This window comes from Actinorhabdospora filicis, from assembly GCF_030269765.1.
In the GTDB taxonomy this organism is placed as follows: Bacteria; Actinomycetota; Actinomycetes; order Mycobacteriales; family Micromonosporaceae; genus Actinorhabdospora; species Actinorhabdospora filicis.
This window is the reverse complement of record NZ_BSTX01000002.1, coordinates 191,457-212,659: the sequence shown is the minus strand read 5'-3', so window position 1 is coordinate 212,659 and position 21,203 is coordinate 191,457. Positions and strand designations below refer to the sequence as shown.

14 protein-coding genes and 1 pseudogene are annotated in these 21,203 nt (G+C 72.7%); 9 read left to right on the top strand and 6 right to left on the bottom strand.

Going from position 1 to position 21,203, the window contains the following annotated elements:
- Positions 1–44: 44 nt before the first annotated feature.
- A complete protein-coding gene (locus QSK10_RS13765; RefSeq protein WP_285663168.1) occupies positions 45–1,484 on the top strand; it encodes an MFS transporter in 1,440 nt (479 codons plus the stop codon).
- 152 nt (positions 1,485–1,636) lie between these two features.
- A complete protein-coding gene (locus QSK10_RS13760) occupies positions 1,637–2,527 on the top strand; it encodes a zinc-binding dehydrogenase (RefSeq protein ID WP_285663167.1) in 891 nt (296 codons plus the stop codon).
- A 197-nt stretch (positions 2,528–2,724) separates the two neighbouring features.
- On the opposite strand, the gene QSK10_RS13755 is transcribed toward QSK10_RS13760, so the two are convergent.
- Positions 2,725–4,080 carry an FG-GAP repeat domain-containing protein gene (locus QSK10_RS13755; RefSeq protein ID WP_285663166.1) on the bottom strand — a complete coding sequence of 452 codons (1,356 nt, stop codon included), beginning with the start codon at positions 4,078–4,080 and terminating at the stop codon, positions 2,725–2,727.
- A gap of 233 nt (positions 4,081–4,313) precedes the next feature.
- On the opposite strand from QSK10_RS13755, the gene QSK10_RS13750 reads away from it, so the two are divergent.
- The 6 genes and pseudogenes from QSK10_RS13750 to QSK10_RS13730 all read left to right on the top strand — a co-directional run bounded on the left by QSK10_RS13750 (position 4,314) and on the right by QSK10_RS13730 (position 12,604).
- Positions 4,314–7,169, top strand: coding sequence for an AfsR/SARP family transcriptional regulator (locus tag QSK10_RS13750; protein ID WP_285663165.1), 2,856 nt, complete (start codon positions 4,314–4,316; stop codon positions 7,167–7,169).
- A 282-nt stretch (positions 7,170–7,451) separates the two neighbouring features.
- The gene (locus tag QSK10_RS13745; RefSeq protein ID WP_285663164.1) at positions 7,452–9,827 is read left to right on the top strand and encodes an AfsR/SARP family transcriptional regulator; all 2,376 of its coding nucleotides are present in this window, start codon (positions 7,452–7,454) and stop codon (positions 9,825–9,827) included.
- Positions 9,828–9,845: 18 nt separating this feature from the next.
- Positions 9,846–10,202, top strand: a pseudogene (locus tag QSK10_RS34270) (tetratricopeptide repeat protein); the annotation flags it as partial.
- A 91-nt stretch (positions 10,203–10,293) separates the two neighbouring features.
- Positions 10,294–10,425: a hypothetical protein gene (locus QSK10_RS13740; RefSeq protein WP_285663163.1), complete on the top strand. Its 132-nt coding sequence runs from the start codon at positions 10,294–10,296 to the stop codon at positions 10,423–10,425.
- A gap of 59 nt (positions 10,426–10,484) precedes the next feature.
- Positions 10,485–11,933, top strand: coding sequence for an aKG-HExxH-type peptide beta-hydroxylase (locus tag QSK10_RS13735; protein WP_285663162.1), 1,449 nt, complete (start codon positions 10,485–10,487; stop codon positions 11,931–11,933).
- Positions 11,930–12,604: a class I SAM-dependent methyltransferase gene (locus tag QSK10_RS13730; RefSeq protein ID WP_285663161.1), complete on the top strand. Its 675-nt coding sequence runs from the start codon at positions 11,930–11,932 to the stop codon at positions 12,602–12,604. The genes QSK10_RS13735 and QSK10_RS13730 overlap by 4 nt, the downstream gene beginning before the upstream one ends.
- A gap of 40 nt (positions 12,605–12,644) precedes the next feature.
- Here QSK10_RS13730 and QSK10_RS13725 read toward each other — a convergent pair whose 3' ends face one another.
- The 4 genes from QSK10_RS13725 to QSK10_RS13710 all read right to left on the bottom strand — a co-directional run bounded on the left by QSK10_RS13725 (position 12,645) and on the right by QSK10_RS13710 (position 17,677).
- The gene (locus QSK10_RS13725; RefSeq protein WP_285663160.1) at positions 12,645–14,486 is read right to left on the bottom strand and encodes an RICIN domain-containing protein; all 1,842 of its coding nucleotides are present in this window, start codon (positions 14,484–14,486) and stop codon (positions 12,645–12,647) included.
- Positions 14,487–14,829: 343 nt separating this feature from the next.
- Complete coding sequence (locus QSK10_RS13720) at positions 14,830–16,332, bottom strand: MFS transporter (protein ID WP_285663159.1); 1,503 nt, start codon at positions 16,330–16,332, stop codon at positions 14,830–14,832.
- Between the two features lie 140 nt (positions 16,333–16,472).
- Positions 16,473–16,874, bottom strand: coding sequence for a hypothetical protein (locus tag QSK10_RS13715; protein ID WP_285663158.1), 402 nt, complete (start codon positions 16,872–16,874; stop codon positions 16,473–16,475).
- Positions 16,859–17,677 carry an SDR family NAD(P)-dependent oxidoreductase gene (locus QSK10_RS13710; RefSeq protein ID WP_285663157.1) on the bottom strand — a complete coding sequence of 273 codons (819 nt, stop codon included), beginning with the start codon at positions 17,675–17,677 and terminating at the stop codon, positions 16,859–16,861. Before QSK10_RS13710 ends, QSK10_RS13715 begins: the two co-directional genes overlap by 16 nt.
- 130 nt (positions 17,678–17,807) lie before the next feature.
- Here QSK10_RS13710 and QSK10_RS13705 point away from each other — a divergent pair, with 130 nt between their 5' ends.
- A complete protein-coding gene (locus tag QSK10_RS13705) occupies positions 17,808–20,474 on the top strand; it encodes a helix-turn-helix transcriptional regulator (protein ID WP_285663156.1) in 2,667 nt (888 codons plus the stop codon).
- Between the two features lie 3 nt (positions 20,475–20,477).
- Here QSK10_RS13705 and QSK10_RS13700 read toward each other — a convergent pair whose 3' ends face one another.
- Positions 20,478–21,179, bottom strand: a complete 702-nt coding sequence (locus QSK10_RS13700; RefSeq protein ID WP_285663155.1) for an alpha/beta fold hydrolase — start codon at positions 21,177–21,179, stop codon at positions 20,478–20,480.
- Positions 21,180–21,203 lie beyond the last annotated feature (24 nt).

Here is a 21,203-nt window from a genome sequence, read left to right as displayed (position 1 = left end):
TTAATGCATTGACATCCAATGCAAGGGCATGTAGTTTTCCGGACGTGACCCTGACTGACACGCGACACCAGCCCACGACCGACCCCTCTACCCCTGCCGCCTCCCACAAGTGGGGCACCAAACTGTGGGCCATCCTGTTCGTCGCCGGACTGGCGATGTTCCTGGACGCGCTCGACGTGTCGATGGTCGGCGTGGCCCTGCCGTCCATCGGAACCGAACTCGGCATGCAGACCGAGAGCCTCCAGTGGATCGTGAACGGCTACATCCTCGGCTACGGCGGCCTGCTGCTGCTCGGCGGCCGCGCCTCCGACCTGCTCGGCAGGCGCAAGGTCTTCCTGGTGGCCCTAGCGGTGTTCGGCATCGCCTCACTGGTCGGCGGACTGGTCGACTCCGGCGGCCTGCTGATCGCCAGCCGCATCGTCAAGGGACTGGCCGCGGCCTTCACCGCACCCGCCGCGCTGTCGATCATCACCACGACCTTCAAGGAAGGCCACGACCGCAACCGGGCCCTGTCGCTGTTCACCATCTTCGGCGCCACCGGTTACGCCTCCGGCCTCATCGTCTCCGGCTTCCTGACCGGCATCGACTGGCGCCTGACCTTCTTCGCCCCGGTCGCCGCCGTCGCCGTCGTCCTCATCGCCGCGTTCATCGTCGTCCCCAAGACCGAGAACACCGAGCGCGGACGCATCGACTTCGCCGGAGCCGCCACCCTCACCGGCGGCATGCTCGCCGCGGTCTACACCATCGTCACCGTCCCCGAGACCGGCTTCACGCCCCTCGTGACCGCCACGACCGTGGCCGCCGTGGCACTGCTGGCCGCGTTCTTCCTCATCCAGAAGAAGGTCCGCGAGCCCCTGGTCCGCCTGGGAATCTTCAAGGCCGCCTCGATCGTGCGCGCCAACCTGGCCGCCCTGGCGATCTTCGGCTCCTACATCAGCTTCCAGACCATCGTGTCCCTCTACCTGCAGAACACCCTCAAGTGGGAGCCGCTGAACATGGCCCTCGCGCTCGCCCCGGCCGGAATCATCGTGGCCTTCCTGTCACCGCTGGCGGGCAAGCTCATCGACCGCTTCGGCACCCGGCCGATGATCATCGCCTCGATGGCCTCCTTCGTCCTGGGCTACGCCTGGTTCATCGTCCGCGGCGGCGACGCCGAACCGGCCTACTTCATCGACTACCTCCCCTCCTTCCTGCTCCTCGGCATCGGATTCGCCCTCGGCTTCTCCGCGGTCATGGTCCAGGCCACCGAGGGCATCGACGACAGCGAGCAGGGACTGGCCTCCGGCCTCGTCCAGACCTCCGGCCAGATCGGCGGAGCCGTCGTCCTCGCGGTCGTCACCGGCCTCATCAGCGGAGGCGTCGCGACGAGCCTCGCGCAGTACCGGCCGGGCCTCTACTTCGTGATCGCCGTGGCCGTCGTCGGCCTGCTCGCCGCCGCGAGCGCGCTGCTCGGCTCCCGCAAGTCGGCCGCCCAGGCGGCCTGAGGCCGACCGAGCGGTCACATCCCGCGCACAGCACGATGGCCACGGCGACCACGCCGTGGCCATCGGCCTGCCGGGCGGGCCGACAGGTTTCCGTCAGCCCTCTCCCGCATCGTTCCCTCCACAAGGAACCGCGAGAGATTCGGAAGAGAACCATGCGCGCACTTCTCAACGGCCCCCAGGGCCTGCGCCTCGGCGAGACCGCCGAGCCCACCCCGCGCCCCAACCAGGCGCTGATCGCCGTCAAGGCCGTCTCCCTCAACTTCGGCGAGGTCGCCTACCGCTCCCCCCGCCCTGACTTCGTGTCCGGCTGGGACGCCGCCGGGATCGTCCTGCGCGCCGCCGCAGACGGCAGCGGACCCGCCGAGGGCGCCCGCGTGGTCACCTTCGGCTGGTCGGGCGCCTGGGCGCAGCGCCGCGCGGTCGACACCGGCGAGCTGGCCATCGTCCCCGACGACGTCGACCTCGGCGTCGCCGCCGCCCTCCCCGTCGCCGGGGTGACCGCGCTACAGGCCGTGCGACGACTGGGATCCATCCTCGGCCGCCGCGTCCTGGTCACCGGCGCCTCCGGCGGCGTCGGCCGCTACGCCGTCCGCCTGGCCGCACTCGCCGGCGCCCACGTCATCGCCTCGGTCGGTGATCCCGCCAAGGCCGCCAGGCTCGGCGCCGACGAGATCGTGCCCGGCCCGGAAGCCCTCGACCGGCCGGTTTACGGCGTCCTGGACACCGTCGGCGGCGCACAGCTCGCCGAGGCGTTCTACCGCCTGGAGCCCGACGGGGTGGTGCAGGCCGTCGGCCGCGCCGCCCGCCAGACCACCACCATCGACTTCGAGGAGGCCGGGACCCGCTCGGCGCGCGGCCGGATCGAGAACTTCAACATCACCGCGCCCCTCGGCGACGACCTGGCCTACCTGCTCGACCTCGTCCGCACCGGCCGCCTGACGCCCGAGATCGGCTGGCGCGGCCCCTGGGAGCGCGCCGAGGAGGCCGCCGCGGCCCTCCTGGACCGGCGTGTCAAGGGCAAGGCGGTACTGGACCTGGCGTGACTTGTCGTCCACGACACCGTCGTTGTGTGTGAACACCTGCCTCGCGGCCCAGAACCGCAAGAGCCTCTGCCCCGTTCGTACCCGCTGGGACCGACGCTGCTCACCGCCTATCGGCTCGGCCCGTCTCACCAACGGTGCGCGGCACTCGACGAGCCCGGACCACGCGCACGGTCCGGGCTCGTCGAGTGCTGGTGGCGCTAGTCGATGTCGGTCATGTTGGCCCAGCCGCGGCCGATCTGGGCGCCGCGGGTGTAGGGGGTTCCGGTTCCGGTGTGGGAGTAGAGGATCAGCGCGCCGCCGTCGCGGGTGACGATGTCGGGTCTGCCGTCGCCGTTGAAGTCTCCGAAGAGGACGGCGGTCATGCCCGACCAGCTGGTGCCGATGAGGCGGCCGTTACCGGTGTAGGGGTTGGCGTTGTTCCCGTTGTGGGAGTAGAGGTACGCGTCGCCGGTCTGGGTCATGCCGATCAGGTCGGCACGGCCGTCCCGGTCGACGTCGGCGACGTTGATCTCCTTCATCGCACCCCAGTAGGTGCCGATGGTGTAGGCGTCCCCGAAGTGGTTGGCGTTGTTTCCAGGGTAGGCCCGCAGGTTCCCGTTGGTGTCGCGGCCGATGAGGTCGAGTTTCCCGTCGAGGTTGACGTCCCCGACGTTGACCGCGGTCATCGTGTCCCAGTCGGAGCCGACCACGATGCTGGAGCCGTACGGGCTTCCGGGATTGCCGCTGTGGTTGTAGATCCGTAGATCGCCGCCGTCGGCGGCAGTGGTGATGAGGTCGGGTTTCCCGTCGCCGTTGGTGTCGCCGACGCTGATGCTGCTCGCGCCGTTGAAGCCGTGGCCGACCTTGTAGGAGGCGGCGAATCCGTTCGATCCGTTGCCGGGGTAGAGCCACAGCTCACCGTTGGCGAAGCGGGTCAGGATGTCGTTCTTCCCGTCGAGGTTGACGTCGGCGATGGTCCCGGTCGGGATCGAGCTCATCGTCACGTGCCGCTTGAGCTGGAACTGGAGGTTGATCATCCGGTTGGCGCCGTCGACCTCCACGCACGGGTCGGTGATGCCGAAGCCGAAGGCGACGATGTCGGAGCTCGCCCAGGGGAAGAACCGGTTGATCCCGTTCTCATTGGGCTTGTGCGGCGACCATTCCTCCCACTCGTTGTCGGTGTCGAAGGAGCGGTAGCTCTCCTCCACCCACGGATCGCCGCTCCCCCAGATGCGGTAGCGGCCGACGCCGAGGGTCGGGGTGCCCTTGTACTCGTTCCACATCTTGATCGTGACCTTGCGGACGTAGACGCCGTCGAGACGGATGTCGGCGTCCCACTCGATCCGGAAGGTCTCGCGGTAGGTGTAACCCTTGCAGTCCTGCAGGACGTCACCGCTGTAGGTGAACCACTGGGTGTTCCAGCTCGACCCGACTTCGACGTCGGTCTGAACGGCGGTCTCGGTGATGATGTCGGCCTGGGCGGGCGCGGGATCGGCGAGCACCGCCGCGGGTCCGGCGAAAATCGCGAGCGCCAGGGCGGCGCCCGCGAGGATCCTATGTCTGATCGATTGCATGATCGCTCCGTCTTTCGGCGCCGGGGGGCAAACCCGGCACATGGGCATGTCCGGTCCGGCCGTGCGGTCCCCCGTCGTGCGACCGCATGGACGGTCGGCGGACGTGGGCCACGTCCGTCTTCCAGCACATCGAATGCTCGGGGGACGCGGTCAATCGCGAGGCAATCACGATGGGTGGCCAGATCTTGACAGCCGGGGCCACCATGATCACGATCGGTCCGGAGAGGGAGGGCATGGAGTTTCGGCTTTTCGGGGAGCTGCGCGTCAGCGACGGCGGCGCACCGGTCTACATCGGCGCCGCCCACAAGCAGCGCTTGACGCTGGCGTTGCTGCTGCACCTGCCGGGCCGCACCGTGGACGTCGACCGGCTCGCCGAGGCGCTGTGGCCCGACGGCCTGCCCAGCGCGCCGCGCCGCAACGTCAAGGAGTACGCGCACCGCCTGCGCCGGGTCCTGGGCGCCGGGCGCATCGCCCACGGCCCCGGCGGCTACCGCTTCACGCTCCAGCCCGGCGACACCGTGGACGTGGAGAGCTTCCGCGGCCTGGCCGCGACCGGCGACGCCGGGAACATCGAGGACGCCCTCGCGCTATGGGACGGCGCACCCTACCGCGAGTTCGCCGGTTGCGAGCCACTGGACGCCGACGCGCGGCACCTGACCGAACTGCGCCTGGACGCCCACGCGCGGTGGGCGCGAGCGCGGCTGGAGCAGGCCCGGCCCGACGAGGTCGCCAAGGTCCTGGGACCGGTGGCCGCCGAGGAGCCCTACCGCGAGGACCTGCACGCGCTGCTGATGCTGGCCCTGCACGCCTCGGGCCGCCGCGCCGAGGCCCTGGACGCCTACCGCACCGTCCACGCCGCCCTCACCGGCGATCTCGGCGTCGAGCCGGGACGGCGGCTTCAGCAGGCGCACCGCGACGTCCTGCGCGGCGAGGCGGACGCGCCGTCGGCGTTGTGGCACCTGCCCGCACCCCTGGCCGACTTCACCGGCCGCACGCGCGAGCTCGCCGAGGCCGAGAATCACCTGCTCGACGCCCTGGGCACCGGCCGGGCGGCGATCGTCGCCCTCAGCGGGCTGCCCGGCGTCGGCAAGAGCGCCACCGCACTCGTCCTGGCCCACCGGGTCGCCGCGCGGGCACCGGCGGGCCAGCTGCACATCGACCTGCACGGCCACGCCGACCCGCGTGATCCGCTGCACGCGCTGCGGTACTTCCTGCGCCGCCTGGCCATGGAGGGCGCCGGGATACCGCACGATCTGGACGAGGCCGCCGCGCTGTACCGGGAACTGCTGTCGGCGGCTCCCCGCACGATCGTCCTGGACAACGCCGCCGGCGCCGGGCAGCTCGCGCCGCTCCTGCCGCCGCCGGGCTGTCCGGTGATCGTGACCTCACGGCGGCTGCTGGCCGACCTGGACGGCGCGCTGCGCCTGGCCCTGGATCCCCTGCCATCCGAGGACGCCGTGGCGCTGCTGCGTGCCGTCCTCGGCCCCGCCCGCATCGAAGCGGAAGCGGCTGCCGCCGCCGAGATCATCGGGTTCTGCGACCGGCTCCCGCTGGCGCTGCGGATCGCCGCCGGGCACGGCCTGCACCGGCGTCCCCTCCACGAGATCGCCGCCGCCCTGCGCGAGGCCGAGGACCGGCTGGGCCACCTCGTCGGCGACGAACGCAGCGTCGGCGCGGCCCTGGCCTCCGGCTACGCCACGCTCGGACGCTCCGAGCGCGCGCTGCTCGCCGGGCTCGCCGCCACCACGTGGGGCGAGTTCCCGGCGTGGCCGGCGGGCGTCGTCCTCGGTGTCTCCCCGCGTGCGGGCGCGCGGGTCCTGGGCTCACTGGTGGCCAGTTCCTTCGTGGAACCGGCGGGCGCCGACGAGCTGGGGCAGCCGCGTTTCCGGCTGCACGACCTGGTGCGCGCCTTCGCGCGTCCCCTGGCCGGGCCGGGCGTCCTGGACCGGGTGGGCGAGGCGTGGCTGGCGCTGTGCACGGAGGCCGACGCGGCCATCGAGTCCAATGCGTACACCGCCCGGCGGGCCTCGGGCGTCACCGTCCCGGCCGGGCTGAGCGTCCACCGGGAGAGCCCGCAGCGCTGGTTCGCCGTGGAGTCCCAGGAGATCCTCGGGCTGCTGCGCGAGGCCGCCGCCAGTGGCCGCGACGAGCGCTGCTGGCGGCTGGCCTGGACCTTCGAGACCTTCCTGCGCTTCAACGCCGACCTCACCGAGCTGAGCGAGGTCGCCGCGCTCGGCCACGCGGCGGCCGAGCGTTCCGGCGTCCCCGAGGGCATCGCCCAGCTCGGCCTGATCCGCCTGTTCGAGAGCTCCATGCGCGACAACACCATCGCCGGGCTCGAAGACCTCGGCGAGCGCGCCCTGTCCGCCGCCCGCGCCCACGGCGACCCGTGGCTGCTGGCCGAGCTGCTGTCCGTGCTCGCCGAGGCCCACCGCGACCGGGGCGAACGCGCCGAGGCCGAGGACCACCTGCGGGAGGCGCACGCGCTGTTCGTGGCCGCCGGGGACGCCACGTCGGCGGGCAGCAAACTGACCATGCTCGGCGAGCTGGCCGCCGCGCGTGGCGCCGACGATGAGGCGGACGTGTACTTCGAGCGCGGTGTGGCGCACCTGCGCGAGGGCGGTGCTCCGCGCAGGCTGGCGATGGGGTTGCGCCGCTTCGGCGTCCGGCTGCGCGACAACGGCCACCGTGAGCGCGCCCGTGCCGCGCTCACCGAGTGCCTGGACCTGGTGGGCGGCATCGACGAGCCGGTCGGGGAGCTGGCCGTGCGCGTGGACCTGGCCGTCACGCTCGTCCAGCTCGGCCGGGCCGGAGAAGCCGCCGAGGTCATCGCGCCCGCGCATGAGCTGGCCGAGCGGGTGACGATTCCGCACTTCCGGCACTGGCTGACCTTCGGCGATGCCCTCGTGGCCGGGGACGCCGACCGGGCCGCGGCCGCCGTCGCGGGCCTGCGCTCGGTGCCGCCACTGGCCGCGGTGGCGCTCACCGAGATCGCCCTGCTGCGCGGTGGGGAGCCCGGCGCGGTCGCCGCCGCACGGGAGGCGATCGAGCGGGCCGCACTGCCGGGACTCGCCGCCCGGCTGGGCTGAACCTCAGCCGGGGCCGGACCCGCCGGCGTCCTGCGGGCAGCGGCGGGCCGTCGGAGGTCCCCGGGGCGATGATCATGGTTCCGTCATCGAACGAGATCACGTATGCCGTCATCGAGTGGCTTCTTCGAGCCGCTTGAGACGTGTACCACCCCAGCCCCACAGGCCGGGTACGACATCGCCCCGGCCCGCGCACATCCCAGCGCACATACGCCCGCATCCCCATGATCATCTCCCGTGACCGTCCACAGTGCACGACGGTAGCGTGGTGCCGAGGGAGGCGCGATGAGCTGGGACGCGGGGACCGGGCCGACGGTGGCGCTACTGGGGCCCTTCGCACTGCACGTCGGGGGACGCGAGACGCCGCTGACCACCGGGCGGCTGCGCACCGTCCTGGCCGTGCTGGCCGCCACGGCCGGGCGGCCGGTTCCGGTGTGGCGGCTGGCCGAGGCCGTCTGGGACGACCACCCGCCCGCCAGCCCCAAGGGCAGCCTCCAGACCTACATCGGGCGCCTGCGCCGCGTCCTCGGCCACGACCGCATCGCCACCACACCCGAGGGCTTCACCCTCACACTGCCGCCCGACGCCGTCGACGCCCTGCGCTTCACCCGCCTCCTCGACCGCGCGGCCCAGGCCGCGGACCCCGGCACCGAGCGGGCACTGCTGACCGAGGCCCTGGGACTGTGGCGCGGCGAGCCCTTCGAGGGCGTACGGGTGCCCGAGGCCCTCGGCGCCGAGCTCACCGAGCGGCGGCTGGCCGCCGTCGAGCGCCGCGTGGACCTCGACCTGCCGATCGGGCGCGCCGGCGACCACGTGGCCGAGCTGCGCGAGCTGACCTCGCGCCACCCGTTACGGGAGACACTGTGGACACGCCTGCTGCTGGCGCTGCGGCACCTCGGACGGCAGGCCGAGGCCCTGGAGGAGTACGAGGGCATCCGCTCGCGCCTGGCCGAGGAACTCGGCAGCGAGCCCGGCGCCGAACTTCGCGCCGTCTACGCCGGGCTCCTCACCGGAGAGGCCCCCACCACGGCGGTGACGGACGTACCCCGCCAGCTGCCACCGGACGTCGACGGCTTCGCCGGGCGCGAGCAGGCCCTGCGACTGCTGGACACCCTGGCCGCCGACCGCCTCGCCGGGCACGGACCGTCCACCGTGGCCATCAGCGGCATGGCCGGGGTCGGCAAGACCTCCCTCGCCCTGCACTGGGCACACCACACCGCCCGCCACTTCCCCGACGGGCAGCTCTACGTCAACCTGCGCGGCTTCGCCCCCGGCGACAGAACCGTCACCCCGAAAGAGGCGCTCTCGGGTTTCCTGGACGCACTCGGCGTGCCACGCGAGCGCATCCCGTCCGATGTGGACACCATGGCCGGGCTCTACCGCAGCCTGCTGGCCGCCCGCCGCGTCCTGGTCGTCCTCGACAACGCCCGCGACGCCGCCCAGGCCAGGCCGCTGCTGCCCGGCGGAGGCGGCTGCCTGACCGTGGTCACCAGCCGCGACAACCTCGCCGGACTCGTCGCCGCCTCGGCCGTACCCGTCCCACTGGGACTGCTCACCGACACCGAGGCTCGCGCCCTGCTGCGCCCGCGACTGCGCCGCACACCGTCCACACAGGACGAACCCGCGCCGGCCGCGCTCATCGCACGCGGCGCCGGACTCCCGCTCGCCCTGGCCATCCTGGCCGCCCGCGCCGCCCTCAGCCCCGGCATACCACTGGCCGCCATCGTCTCCGGCGGCCTCGACGCCCTCGACCACGGCGACGAGGAGACCAGCCTCCGCGCCGTCTTCCACTGGTCCTACCGCGCCCTCACCGCACCGGCCGCACGCATGTACCGGCTCCTGGGCCTGCACCCCGGCGCCGAGATCACCGTCCCGGCCGCCGCCAGCCTCACCGGCACACCACCCCGCGACGCCGAGCGCGCCCTGACCGAACTCACCGCCGCCCACCTGGTCACCGAGACCACCCCCGGGCGCTACACCCGCCACGACCTCATCCGCGCCCACGCCCACGAGCTCACCACCGCCCACGACCCCGAACCCGAGCGGCTACAGGCCATCGAGCGGCTCCTCGACCACTACGTCCACACCGCCTACGCCGCCATGCGCCTCCTCCAGCCGCAACGCCGGGGCATCGAGCCCTCCCCCGCCGCCGAAGGCGTCCGCCTCGCCGAACTCGGCGACCTCATCACCGCCCTCACCTGGTTCACCACCGAGCACTCCAGCCTGCTGGCCATGGTCCGCCTCGGCTTCGAGCACGGCCTGGACGCCCACACCGTCCGCCTCGCCTGGGCCCTGCGCAACTACCTCGACTGGCAGGGCCACTGGGACGACTGGGCCGAGGTCCTGACCATCGCCCTCAAGGCCGCCGAATGCTCCGGGCTCACCCTCGCCCAGATCAGCGCCCACCGCGGCCTGGCCCGCGTACTGTCCATGCGCGCCGAGCACACCGCCGCACGCGACCACCTGGAGGCCGCCACACGCCTGGCCGCCGGCCTCGACGACCCCACCGAACTCGCCCACACCCACCAGAGCCTCGCCGTCCACTTCGACGGACGCGGCATGTACGCCCAGGAGATCGAGCACGGCCGCTGCGCCCTGGAACTCTTCCGCGCCACCGGACACCGCCGCGGCGAGGCCGTCGCCCTCAACGCCATCGGCTGAGCACAGGCCCACCTCGGCGAGTACCGCCCCGCCATCGACCACTGTGGACGCGCCCTCGCCCTGCACACCGAACTGGGCTCCCGGCACGGCCAGGCCGGAGCCCACGACAGCCTCGGCTTCGCCCACCTCGGCCTCGGCGAGCCCGCCAAGGCGGCCGAACACCTCCGGACCGCCATCGAGCTGTTCACCGAGGTCGGCGACCGCAACGGCGAATCGATCGCCCTGCGCCACCTCGCGCAGGCCCACCTCGCCCTCGGCGACACCACCTCGGCCCGCCGCCGCTACGCCGCCGCCCTGTCCATCGTGGACGAACTCGGCCTCACCGGCGCCGGGGAGATCCGCGCCGCCCTGCGCGACCTCGGCCACCTGCCATGACCCTCGAATGACGGCGAAGTGACAGCGGCTCCTAACGTCGGCCCCGGCTCGCCCCCACGCGAGCCGTCACACGATCGCAGGAGGTATTGCCATGCCGACCACGAAGATCGCCGTCCCCCGCGAACTGCTCGCCAAGGAGACGCGCCTGGCGTCCCCGGCCGTCGCCGGCGAGTCCCCCGCCGAGCGCGGCTGGGCCCCCTCCAACAGCGGGCCGCGCGCCTGACACCCCCGGGTACGCCGTTGACGGCGGCGTACCCGCCCCACCCGACCGGAGGTGAATCCGTGGCATCCGACATCGTGGCCCACGCCGGGCGCCTGCTCGGCGAGCACACCGAGTTCGGCGACTCCGCCGCCATCGAGGAACGCGCCCTCGCCCGGCTGCGCGTCGGCCTGGCCGCCCTGGCCCGCCGCCATCCCGCCCTCGCCGAGCGGGCCGGACGCTGGAGCCTCGCCGACACCGCGTCCCTGCGCGCGCTCCTGCGCGATCCGGCCCTGCGCAACGCCTTCGAGGTCGACGTGACCGTCATGCGCGACGGCGCGCCCGCCGCGTCCATGCTGGACGGTCTGCTGCCCGCCACCCCCGGCGGCGGCCTGTCCTCGGCACTGGCCGAGCCCGCCCGCCTCGCCTGGCCCTCGGTCGGCTCGGCCTGGGTGTGGACCCGCCTCGACGAGCGGCCCGAGGAGCCGCTGTCACTGCGCATGTGGGAGGGCCTGCGCTCGGTGTTCCCCAACCCGTCGGCCGAGGCACCGGTGGCGCCCACACCCGAGACACTGGAGGGAATCGAGCGCGGGGCCCGGCTGCTCGCGACTCTGCTCCCCGAGGTCGGGCCGGGCGTCCTGCGCCACGTCGGCATGATCGGGCTGGCCCGCGACGGCGACGAGGACGGCACGATCCTGTCCCTGTCCGGCGGCGACGGCCTGCCCGGCACCATCTTCGTCGCCCCCGAGCTGGTCGCCAATCCCTGGGACGCGGCGGGCATGATCCTGCACGAGGCCCTGCACCTCCAGCTCTTCGAGATCCTGCGCTGCGGCGAGCTCACCGCGATCGGCCCGGCCGCCACGACTCCGGCGATCCCGATCCCGTGGCGGCGCATGGAGTGGTCGGTGATGCGGGTGCTGTTCGCCCTGCACGTCTACGTCCACATGACACTGTTCGAGCGGGCCGCCGCCCAGGCGCCACCGGAGGTCCTGGCCGAGTTCGGGCCACCGCTCAAGGGCGCGGCGATGACCCCGCCGACACCGGGCAGCGCCCGCACCCACGCCACCCCGCTGGAGCGGGCGTCCTACCTCGGCGAGCAGTTGGAGCGGGTGGTACCGGAGAAGCTGAGCGCGTACGGGCTGCGGTTCGCCAGCTGGCTGGTGGACGTGCTGGAGGAGCTGGCGCCGGGGATCCGGGCGGGCTGGACCGCACCGATCCCGGCCGCGCAGGTGTCCACTGTGGAGGCCGCCGGGCCCGGTCCGGTAAGGCTGCGCGCCAGCGAGCCCGCCGACGCCGTCCCGGTGCCCGGCCAGGGCCGCCTCGTGGTCGCCCCGGCGGCCACCGGCCGCCTGCACTGGCTGAACCTGGCGTCCTGGACGGTCTACGCGCTCTGCGACGGCCGCGATCCGGCCGCCATCGAAGCCGATTACGCCGAGGCCGTGGGCGGTCCCCGCGAGCCGGCGATCCGGGACTGCCGCAGCGGTATCGCCGGGCTCTTGCGCGAGGGCCTCATCGAGGCGGTTCCGGCGTGAGCGCCCCGCTGCGGCGCCGGGGCAGCGGTCCGGGGCCCATCACCCCGGACGGCTGCGCCGTGGCCGTCTACACCGCCCTGCCCTCGACGGGGGAGCCCGAGATCGTGCACGCGGCCGTCCCGGCGGGCGCGTCCATATTGGAGCTCGGTTCGGGGGCGGGGCGGCTGACCCGCGACCTGGTCGCCCTGGGGCATCCGGTGACCGCCGTGGACGAGTCACCCGAGATGCTGGCGCACGTCCGCGACGCCGAGACGCACCTGGGCGACATCGCCGTCCTGCGCCTGGGCCGCACCTTCGACGTGGTGCTGCTGGCGTCGTTCCTGGTCAACACCTACCGCGAGGACCTGCGCGCGGCGATGCTGGCCACCTGCCGCGCGCACGTCGCCCCGGGCGGGTGCGTGCTGATCCAGCGGCACCTGCCGAGCTACTTCGCGGTGTCCACATCGGAGCGTTACGGCGTGCGCATCTCCACCCTGGCCGTCGACCATCCCGAGCCGGGCGTGGTCGCGGCGACCCTGGAGTACCGCATCGGCGAGAAGGTGTGGACGCACTCCTTCCAGGAGCGGCTGCTGTCGGAGGTGGAGCTGGAGGAGTGCCTGGCCGAGGCGGGCCTGGCGGTGGACGCCTACCTCGACCGCGACCGGACCTGGTTGCGGGCGCGGGCGGTATGAGGGAGGGCCGGGAGTGATCCCGGCCCTCTCCGTCATCCCGTCAGAACCAGTTCTGGTCGGGTGTGTCGGCGCAGTCGCGCTGGACCACGCGCGCACCGATCCCCACGGCTCCATCGGAGGTGCCCAGGCACTTGCCGGTGGAGGTGTTGCGGACCTCGAACTGGCTATAGGAGTACCGGCTCATGTGGTTGAAGGTGGTGGCCCACAGCTGGTCGGCGGTTCCGGCGCAGGCCGCCAGGCCCATCGCCGACCCGTCGGCCCCGGCGGTCAGGCACAGCCCTTCGGCCCGGTTCTTGATCTCGTAGACGCCGGAGGTCACCCGCCGGACGTCCCACTGCTGGGTCGCCTGCCCGGCGCAGCCCCACAGGTTCATCCCGATGCCCGGGCTGACGGGGCCGTCCAGAGGTGAGAGGCACATCGAGTATCCGGTGCCGGGCTGCTCGGCGCGCAGCTCACCGCTCTGCAGTGCAGCGGAGGGAAGCCGGAACGGGAAGCCGCCACTGTCCACAAAGTAGGGATCATTGTCGAGGACCCGCTGCCTGCCGTGGAAGGTCTTCAGGTCATTGCCCACGCCGCCGTTCTGATTGCCGGGCATGCTGGCCCGGCCGCATGGCGCGTACTTCCCGGTCGGACGCGGCTGCGGGTAGCCCATGCGCCAGTCGAGACCGAAACTCCACTTGCCGGGGAACCGGATCGCGGCGTAGGCGTAGAACTGGTCGCAGCCGTCTCCGTCGGGTGTCTTGTTGCCGAAGATGTCGGTGCCGCTCTCCTTGCTCGCCGCGAAGGGGAACTCGTCGCACTCGGCCTGGTCGCCGGGATCGGCGGCGAGCGTGGCGGCGATGGTGTCCTCGTTCTTCACCCATCCCGAGGGGCAGATCTTGCGCCGGTTCGCCTCGGCGGCGGTCTTATCGGCCTCCCGGTGCATCGGATGCTCCTTGCCGTCGGCACCACGCGGCCTGCCCATGCCGCCCATCTTGTCCTGCGTCCAGCCGATGAAGTAGTAGGCGGCCGGGTGGGCGGCCTTGTCCACGGTGAACGTCGGCCGCTGCTTGTAGAGCACGCAGCCCTCGGTGTTGGCGTACTGCCGGTCGCAGCGCACGGTCGTCTCCGAGTCGGCGTAGTTGGCCGCGGTGGACACACCGAGCCCGCGCGGGGAGGTGGAGCTGATGGACTGCGTCAGGTCCAGGGTGTCCTGGGCTCCGTCCTGGCCCGTGCGGCTCCAGTACCACCCGTTGGAGACCTCGGCGACGTGGAGATCACCCGCCGTCCACGACATCGAGCCCCATTGCAGGGGCCGCTCCTTTGTGCAGGCGCCCACGCAGTTCGCGGTGTAGTTGAGGGTGACCCGCTCGATCGAGGCGTCGACGCGGACGGGCACGAACCGCGCCGTGACGACGATGCCGGAATCGAGCTGGTGGGTGCGGATCCGCTGCTCGAAGGCGAACTCGGCGGTGCCCACCAGCTGCATGGACGGCAGCGCGAACACCTCCACGAGCAGCATCTGGTACTTCAGGCAGGCCTCGTAACGGTTGTAGCCGGTGGTGATCCGCGTGTCGCACCACGGCATCTTCGTGTGCACCGGGACGGTGGACGGGTACGGCTCAGGGTCGGCGCTGGTGAACGCCCGCGCCGCGGCCGGGGCGTCGCCGCCGGTGCTCAGGCACATCGCGATTCGCTTGGATCCGTCGGCGGGCTTGCAGGTCTTGTCGGTGGTGACCACCGGTGGCGCGTCGCCGGGCCGTGCCGTGATCGGCTGCTCGAACGATTGCGGTGCTTCCACCGGTGCCACCGGATCGGCGGCCTGCGCGGGTGCGCGCTGGGCCGCCAGGATGCCCACCGCCGCCAGGGCGGCGAGGGATGTGGCGAGAAGCCTTCTTCTCATGGCCATGTGAGAGGTCCGTCCATTCCATAACGATCGATTTGCCAATGCGGAAGGCTAGGACGGCGCAAGGCGGGAAACAATGATCAACTGAGCTGGCAAAACACTCGTTATGTAATGCTTGAGCTGCGGAAACGACCTGGCCGATGAGGACGTGATCAGTGGCCGCAAGTGGGCATGGACACTCGCGTGAACGATCCGCCGACGCCAACGCGTCGGCCGCCGGGATCACCCTTCACACCGACGGCACGACGACGATGATCGCGACGTCCACAAGAGACGGTGTGCGCTTGACGCGGAGGAGCGCCGACCCCCGAGAGTCGGCGCTCCGTGTAGCGGCAGTGCGTCAGTGCTGCGCGACGGCCAGCTCCGGCGCGGCCTCGGCGGCCGCGCCCTCACCGGCGGCCGGGGTGTCCTTCTTCGCCTGGCGGGGCAGGACGATCAGGGACAGGATCGCGGCGGCCACCACACCGGCGGCGGCGATGATGAACGTCGTCGACATCGAGCCGGTGAAGGCCTCCCGGGCGGTGGCGGCCAGGCCGCTGTCGCCCAGGGCGAGGGCGTCGGCGATGGAGCGGCGCGCCGCCTCCGGGGCCGAGGCCATCTCGTCGGTGTAGCCGCTGGCCAGGATGGAGCCCAGGACGGCGACGCCGAGGGCGGCTCCGGCCTGCTGGATGGTGTCGTTCAGCGCCGAGCCGACACCGGCCTGCTCCTGCGGGATGGCGCCCATCAGCGAGCCGATCGCGGCGGGCATCGCCAGGCCGGAACCGGCGCCGATGAGGGCCAGCGCGCCACCGGTGAGCAGGAAGCCGTCACTGGGGTCCAGCGTCGACATCAGCACGAACGCCCCGGCGCACAGCAGCAGACCGGCGACGATCATCGCGCGGTTGCCGAGCTTGGCGCCCAGACCGGCGCCGATGCCGTTGAAGATCAGCGAGGCGATGGCCAGCGGGATGAAGACCAGTCCGGCCTCGGTGGGGGTGTAGCCGAGCACGAACTGCAGGTACTGGGTCAGCACCAGCATCAGGCCGCCGCTGCCGATCTGGACGAGGGTCAGCGAGACGCTGCCGCCGCTGAAGGCACGGTTGCCGAACAGCTTGAGCGGCACCATCGGGTGCTCGGTGCGCAGCTCCCAGACGATGAAGGCGGCGATACCGACGACGGTGACGGCCAGCGAGGCCCAGTTGATCCCGTGCGGGAGCTCGATGATCGTCCACACCAGGGCCGTCATGCCGATCACCGACAGGACCGCGCCCAGCGGGTCGGGCTTGCGCTGCGGGCCCTTGGACTCCGGCATCAGGATCAGCGCGGCGACGATGGCGATCGCGGCGACGGGCACGTTGATCAGGAAGACGGTGCCCCACTCGAAGGCGGCGATGAGCGTGCCGCCCAGGATCGGGCCGCCGACCAGGCCGAGCATGGCCACCGCGCCCCAGGCCGACATCGCCTTGCGGCGCTCGTCCTCGTCGAAGACGGTGATCAGGATGGAGAGAGTGGACGGCATGATCAGCGCGCCACCGATGCCCATCAGGGCGCGGGCCGCGATCAGCTGGACCGGGCTGGCCGAGTAGGCGGCGAACAGCGAGGCCGCGCCGAAGAGCACGAGCCCGATGATCATCACCTTCCGCCTGCCGTAACGGTCGGACAGGCTTCCGGCGGTCAGCAGCAGACCGGCGAAGACGAGGATGTAGGAGTCGATGATCCACTGGATGTCCTGGGCGCTGGCGCCCAGGTCGGCCGTCAGCGGCGGGATCGCCACCGTCAGCGCCATGTTGTCGATGACCAGGACGAGGGTCGCCAGGCACAGCACGATCAGGATGAGCCAGCGGCGTGGATTGCGGTCTTGCATGGGATGCGACCTCTTTGACGGTTTGCGGGCACGGCGAAGGCACCCGTGAGGGGGTATGGGGTGAGGGGGCTTGAAGCGGGAGGGTGTGCGGCGGCCGAGCGGGGCCGGGGGACCTGGGGACGTCCCCCGGCCTCAGCGCGTCAGGCGGCCAGCGCCTCGGTGATCTTGCGGTTCATCTCACGGACGGCCGGGCCCGGCTCGTCCTTGCCGATCGCCGCCTCCAGCGCCAGCAGCACGGTGTCGCGGAAGTTGGCCGCCTCGGCGGTGTCCTGCCCACCCAGCAGCGCCATCGACTCGGCCAGGGCGGGCAGCACCTGGTCGGCGAGGGCCGCCACCGACTTCGTCGACAGCTTCACCGAACCCGACTTCTCGGCGAGCACGTGCCCGACCGGGCCGGTCGCCGCGTACAGCGCCAGCGAGCCGTCGGTGGCGATGCGGTGGGGAGAGCCGCCTGCGGCCGCCGCGGCCGACAGCAGCGAGACGGCGCCATAGGCGGCGACGCGCAGGGTGGTCTTGTCCTGGTCGCTCAGGTTGAGGGACATGTCGTGTACTCCTTCATTGGTGGGGGTGGAGAGAAAAGGCTTAAGATCCGCGGCCCGAGGAAGTGCCCGCCGGTGGCCTCCAGCAGCTCGCCGGTGACCCAGCGGGCGTCATCGGAGGCCAGGAACGCGACCGCCGCGGCGATGTCGTCGGGTGTGCCGACCCTGGCCAGCGCGTTGGCCGCGCCGAGACGGGCCTCCACGGACGGCGTGGACGTCATCCAGCCGCTCGACTCGGTCACCGTCGGTCCCGGCGCCACGGCGTTGACCGTGATCCCCCGGGCGCCGACCTCGTGGGCGAGGCTGCGGCTGAGCGCGGCGATCGCGCCCTTGGACATCACGAAGGCCAGCTCGGGCCCGGCGACCCGGGTGGCCGCCGAGGCGATGTTGATGACGCGCCCGCCGTCGGCCATCATCGGCAGCGCCCGCTGGATGATGAAGAACGGCGCCTTGAGGTTGACCGCGACGAGCCGGTCGAAGGCCTCGACGGTGGTCTCGGCGAGCGATCCGGCCGACCCGACGGCGGCGTTGTTGACGAGGACGTCGAGCGGCCGTCCGTCCAGACCGGACCGCAGCCCGGTAAAGAGGGCGTCGATGTCACCGGGGACGCCGAACTCGGCGCGGACGGTGAAGGCCCGGCCTCCCGCCGCCTCGATGCCGGCGACCGTCTTGCCCGCCGCCGCCTCGCCGACCGCGTAGTGCACCGCGACGAGCGCGCCCTCGGCGGCCAGTCGCAGCGCGATCGCCCGGCCGATGCCCCGCGAGGCACCGGTGACCAGGGCGGTCTTGCCGTTCAGTGCGGTCATGTTCGTAACTCCTGTGCCGAGATCAACTGAGGAGAACGCTAAAGCCGATCAAGGCGTGAGTAATGAGTAAGGTGACTCATGTTTTTGACCTAGGTAAGCGAGATGACCGTCCGTAACGAGAGGGACACACATGTTGCAGGGGCGCGAAGAGGAGGTCCGGGCCGTCGAGGCGCTCCTGGCCGACGCGGCCACCGGCGCCGGCGGCGTCCTGGTCATCAGGGGCGAGCCCGGCATGGGCAAGTCCGCCCTCCTCGACCACGCCGAGACGGCCGCGGCCGGTGCCACCGTCCTGCGCGGCGCCGGCGTCGAAACCGAGGTCGAGCTGCCCTTCGCCGCCCTGCACCTGCTGCTCCACCCCGCCCTCGACCGCCTCGACGCGCTCCCCGAGCCGCAGGCCGCGGCCCTGCGCGGCGCCTTCGGCCTGGCCCCCATGGGCCGCATCGACCGCTTCCTGGTCGGCCTGGCCACCCTCAGCCTCCTGTCGGAACTGGCCGAACAGGGACCCCTGCTGGCCATCATCGACGACGCCCAGTGGCTCGACGAGGCCTCGGCCGCCGCCGTCCTGTTCGCCGCCCGCCGACTGCGCTCCGAGGGCGTCGCCGTCCTCATCGCCGCCCGCGACGAGCCCGACGCCTTCCCCACCACCGGCCTGCCCGAACTGCGCCTGGACGGCCTCGCCGGAGCCGACGCCGTCCGCCTCCTCGGCGACGGACTCCCCCCGCACCTGCGCGACCAGGTCCTCACCGAGTCCGCCGGAAACCCCCTCGCCCTCATCGAGCTGTCCAAGGCCGCCCGCGCCGGACGCCTCGAACTCAGCGGCCCCCTCCCCCTCACCCAGCGGCTCCTGGACGCCTTCGCCGGGCAGATCAACCGCCTTGAGGAGCCCACCCGCAAAATGCTCGCGGTCATCGCCGCAGAAGACACCGGCTCCGTCGGCGTCGCCCTCGCCGCCGCCGGAGCCCTCGGCGTCCACCCCGACGCCCTGGAGCCCGCCGAGCTCGCCGGACTCGTCGACGTCACCGGCGGCGACGTCCGCTTCCGCCACCCCCTCCTGCGCTCGGCCGCCTACCAGGGCGTCACCTCCTCCCAGCGCCGCGCCATCCACAAGGCACTCGCCGGAGCCGTCAGCGGCGACCGCCGCGCCTGGCACCTCGGCCTGGCCGCCACCGGCCCCGACGAGGAGATCGCCGGAGCCCTGGAGGAATCGGCCGAACGCGCCGGGGCCCGCCTCGGCTTCGCCTCCATGGCCACCGCCTACGAGCGCTCGGCGCAGCTGAGCGCCGACCAGGGCGACATGGCCCGCCGCTTCGCCGCCGGCGCCATGGCCGCCAAGGAGGCCGGACAGCCCGCCCGCGCGGCCTCGATGAGCGAGCGGGCGTCCCAGCTGGCCACCGACCCGATGACCCTGGCCCGCCTCGACGAGTTCCGCGCCTCGGTCGCCTTCGAGGAGGGCTCACCCCGCCGCGCCGCGCGCCTCCTCGTCGACGGCGCCACCGCCATCGCCGAGGCCGACCCCCGCTCGGCCGCCCGCATGCTCATGGCCGCCGCCCACAGCATCTGGACCTCCGGCGACCCCGGCCTGGCCGCCGAGGCCTCCACCCTCCTCGACGGCCTCGACCTGCCCGCCGACGACGGCATGGTCCGCCTCACCCGCGGCCTCGGCCTGGTCTACCGCGGCGAACTGGAGAGCGGATACCCGCTGGTCAGCGACTTCCTCGCCGGCCTGTCCCCCAATGACGGCCCCGGCGAGTCCATGGCCGTCCACCTCTCCTTCGTCACCGGACGCCTCGGCCGCGCCGTGGACCTCTCGGCCTCCCTCGCCGCCCGCTGCCGCGCCGAGGGCCGCATCCGGCAACTCCCCTTCGCCCTCAACACCCTCGCCTACACCCAGGCCGTCACCGGACGCCACCGCGACGCCCGCGCCAACGCCACCGAGGGCCTCCAGATCGCCGTCGACACCGGCCAGCACCACCCCGCCGCCGCCCTGCGCAGCCAGCTCGCCTGGCTCACCGCCGTCGACGGCGACGAGCAGAACGGCCGCGCCCTCGCCGAAGAGGTCATCGAGTTCTCCGCCCGCCACAACGTCCCCGCCATCGGCGTCCTGGCCACCTGGGGACTGGCCATGCTCGACCTCACCCACGGCCGCGACCAGGCCGCCCTCGACCGCCTCCAGGCCCGCCCCGACGGCTCCTCCCACTTCCGCACCCGCGTCGTGGCCGACGAGGTCGAGGCCGCCGTCCGCCTCGGCGCCCCCGAGCTCGTCGAGGACTCCCTCGCCCTCGCCGAACGCTGGACCACCCTGTCCGGCGAGACCTGGGCGCAGGCCCTCATCGCCCGCTGCCGCGGCCTCGTCGACGACACCGAGGACCACTTCACCCGCGCCCTCGACCTCCACAAGCTCTCCCCCCAGCCCTACGAGCTGGCCCGCACCCGCCTCTCCTACGGCGAATGGCTGCGACGCCGCCGCCGCAAGGCCGAGGCCCGCCCCCACCTGCGCCAGGCCCACGAGGGCTTCGAGAGCCTCGGCGCCCGCGCCTGGGCCGAACGCGCCGCCGCCGAGCTGCGCGCCTCCGGCGAGGCCACCGTCGCCAGCCGCAACACCGCCCCCGGCATCGCCCTCACCGCACAGGAACTCCAGGTGGTGCGGCTGGCCGCGACCGGCGCGACCAACCGCGACATCGCCGCCCACCTGCTGCTGAGCCCGCGGACCATCGGCCAGCACCTGTACAAGGCGTTCCCGAAGCTGGGGATCTCCTCGCGGACGGAGCTGGCGAGGCTGGATCTGGACAACCTGTAGGCGTCAGCCCGCCGCCGCGACGATGACGTCGGCGATCGTCTCCGGGTCACCCAGCATCGCCGCGTGCCCGGTGTGGACCTCGGTCACCGTCGCCCCGGCGCGCTCGGCCATCACGCGCTGCCCGGCGGCGGGGATCATCCGGTCCCCGGTCGCCAGCACGTAGTGCGACGCCCGGGTGCGCCAGGCCGGCGGGCCCGAGGGCTCCAGCAGCGCCCGCAGCGCGATCGGCCGCTGCGCCGCCGCGAGCGCCGCGGCGATCTCGGCGTCCACATCGGGGGCGAACATCTCGCCGAAGACCGCCGGATCGACGGTGAGCTCGATGTTGGGCGGGCCGTCGGACTCCGGGCCGGGCAGCGGGCGCCCGACGGTGATGCGGGTGGCGGGGCCCTCGAAGCGGGCGTCGAGGTCACCGGCCGTCTCGCCCTCGTCGGGCGCGAAGGCCGCGACGTAGACCAGCGCGGTGACGGCGTCGGTGGCGGCGTTGGTGATCACCGCGCCGCCGTAGGAGTGGCCGGCGAGGACCACGGGACCGGGCACGGCGGCCAGCACCGCGCGGACGTGGCCGGCGTCGTGGGTGAGGCCGCGCAGCGGGTTGGCGGCGGCGATGACGGAGAAACCGCGCCGCTGGAGGATCCGGGTCACCGGGTCCCAGCTGGAGGCGTCGGCGAAGGCGCCGTGCACGAGGACGATCGTCGGACGGGTCATGTCTGTTCCCTTCTGGGCGCGAGG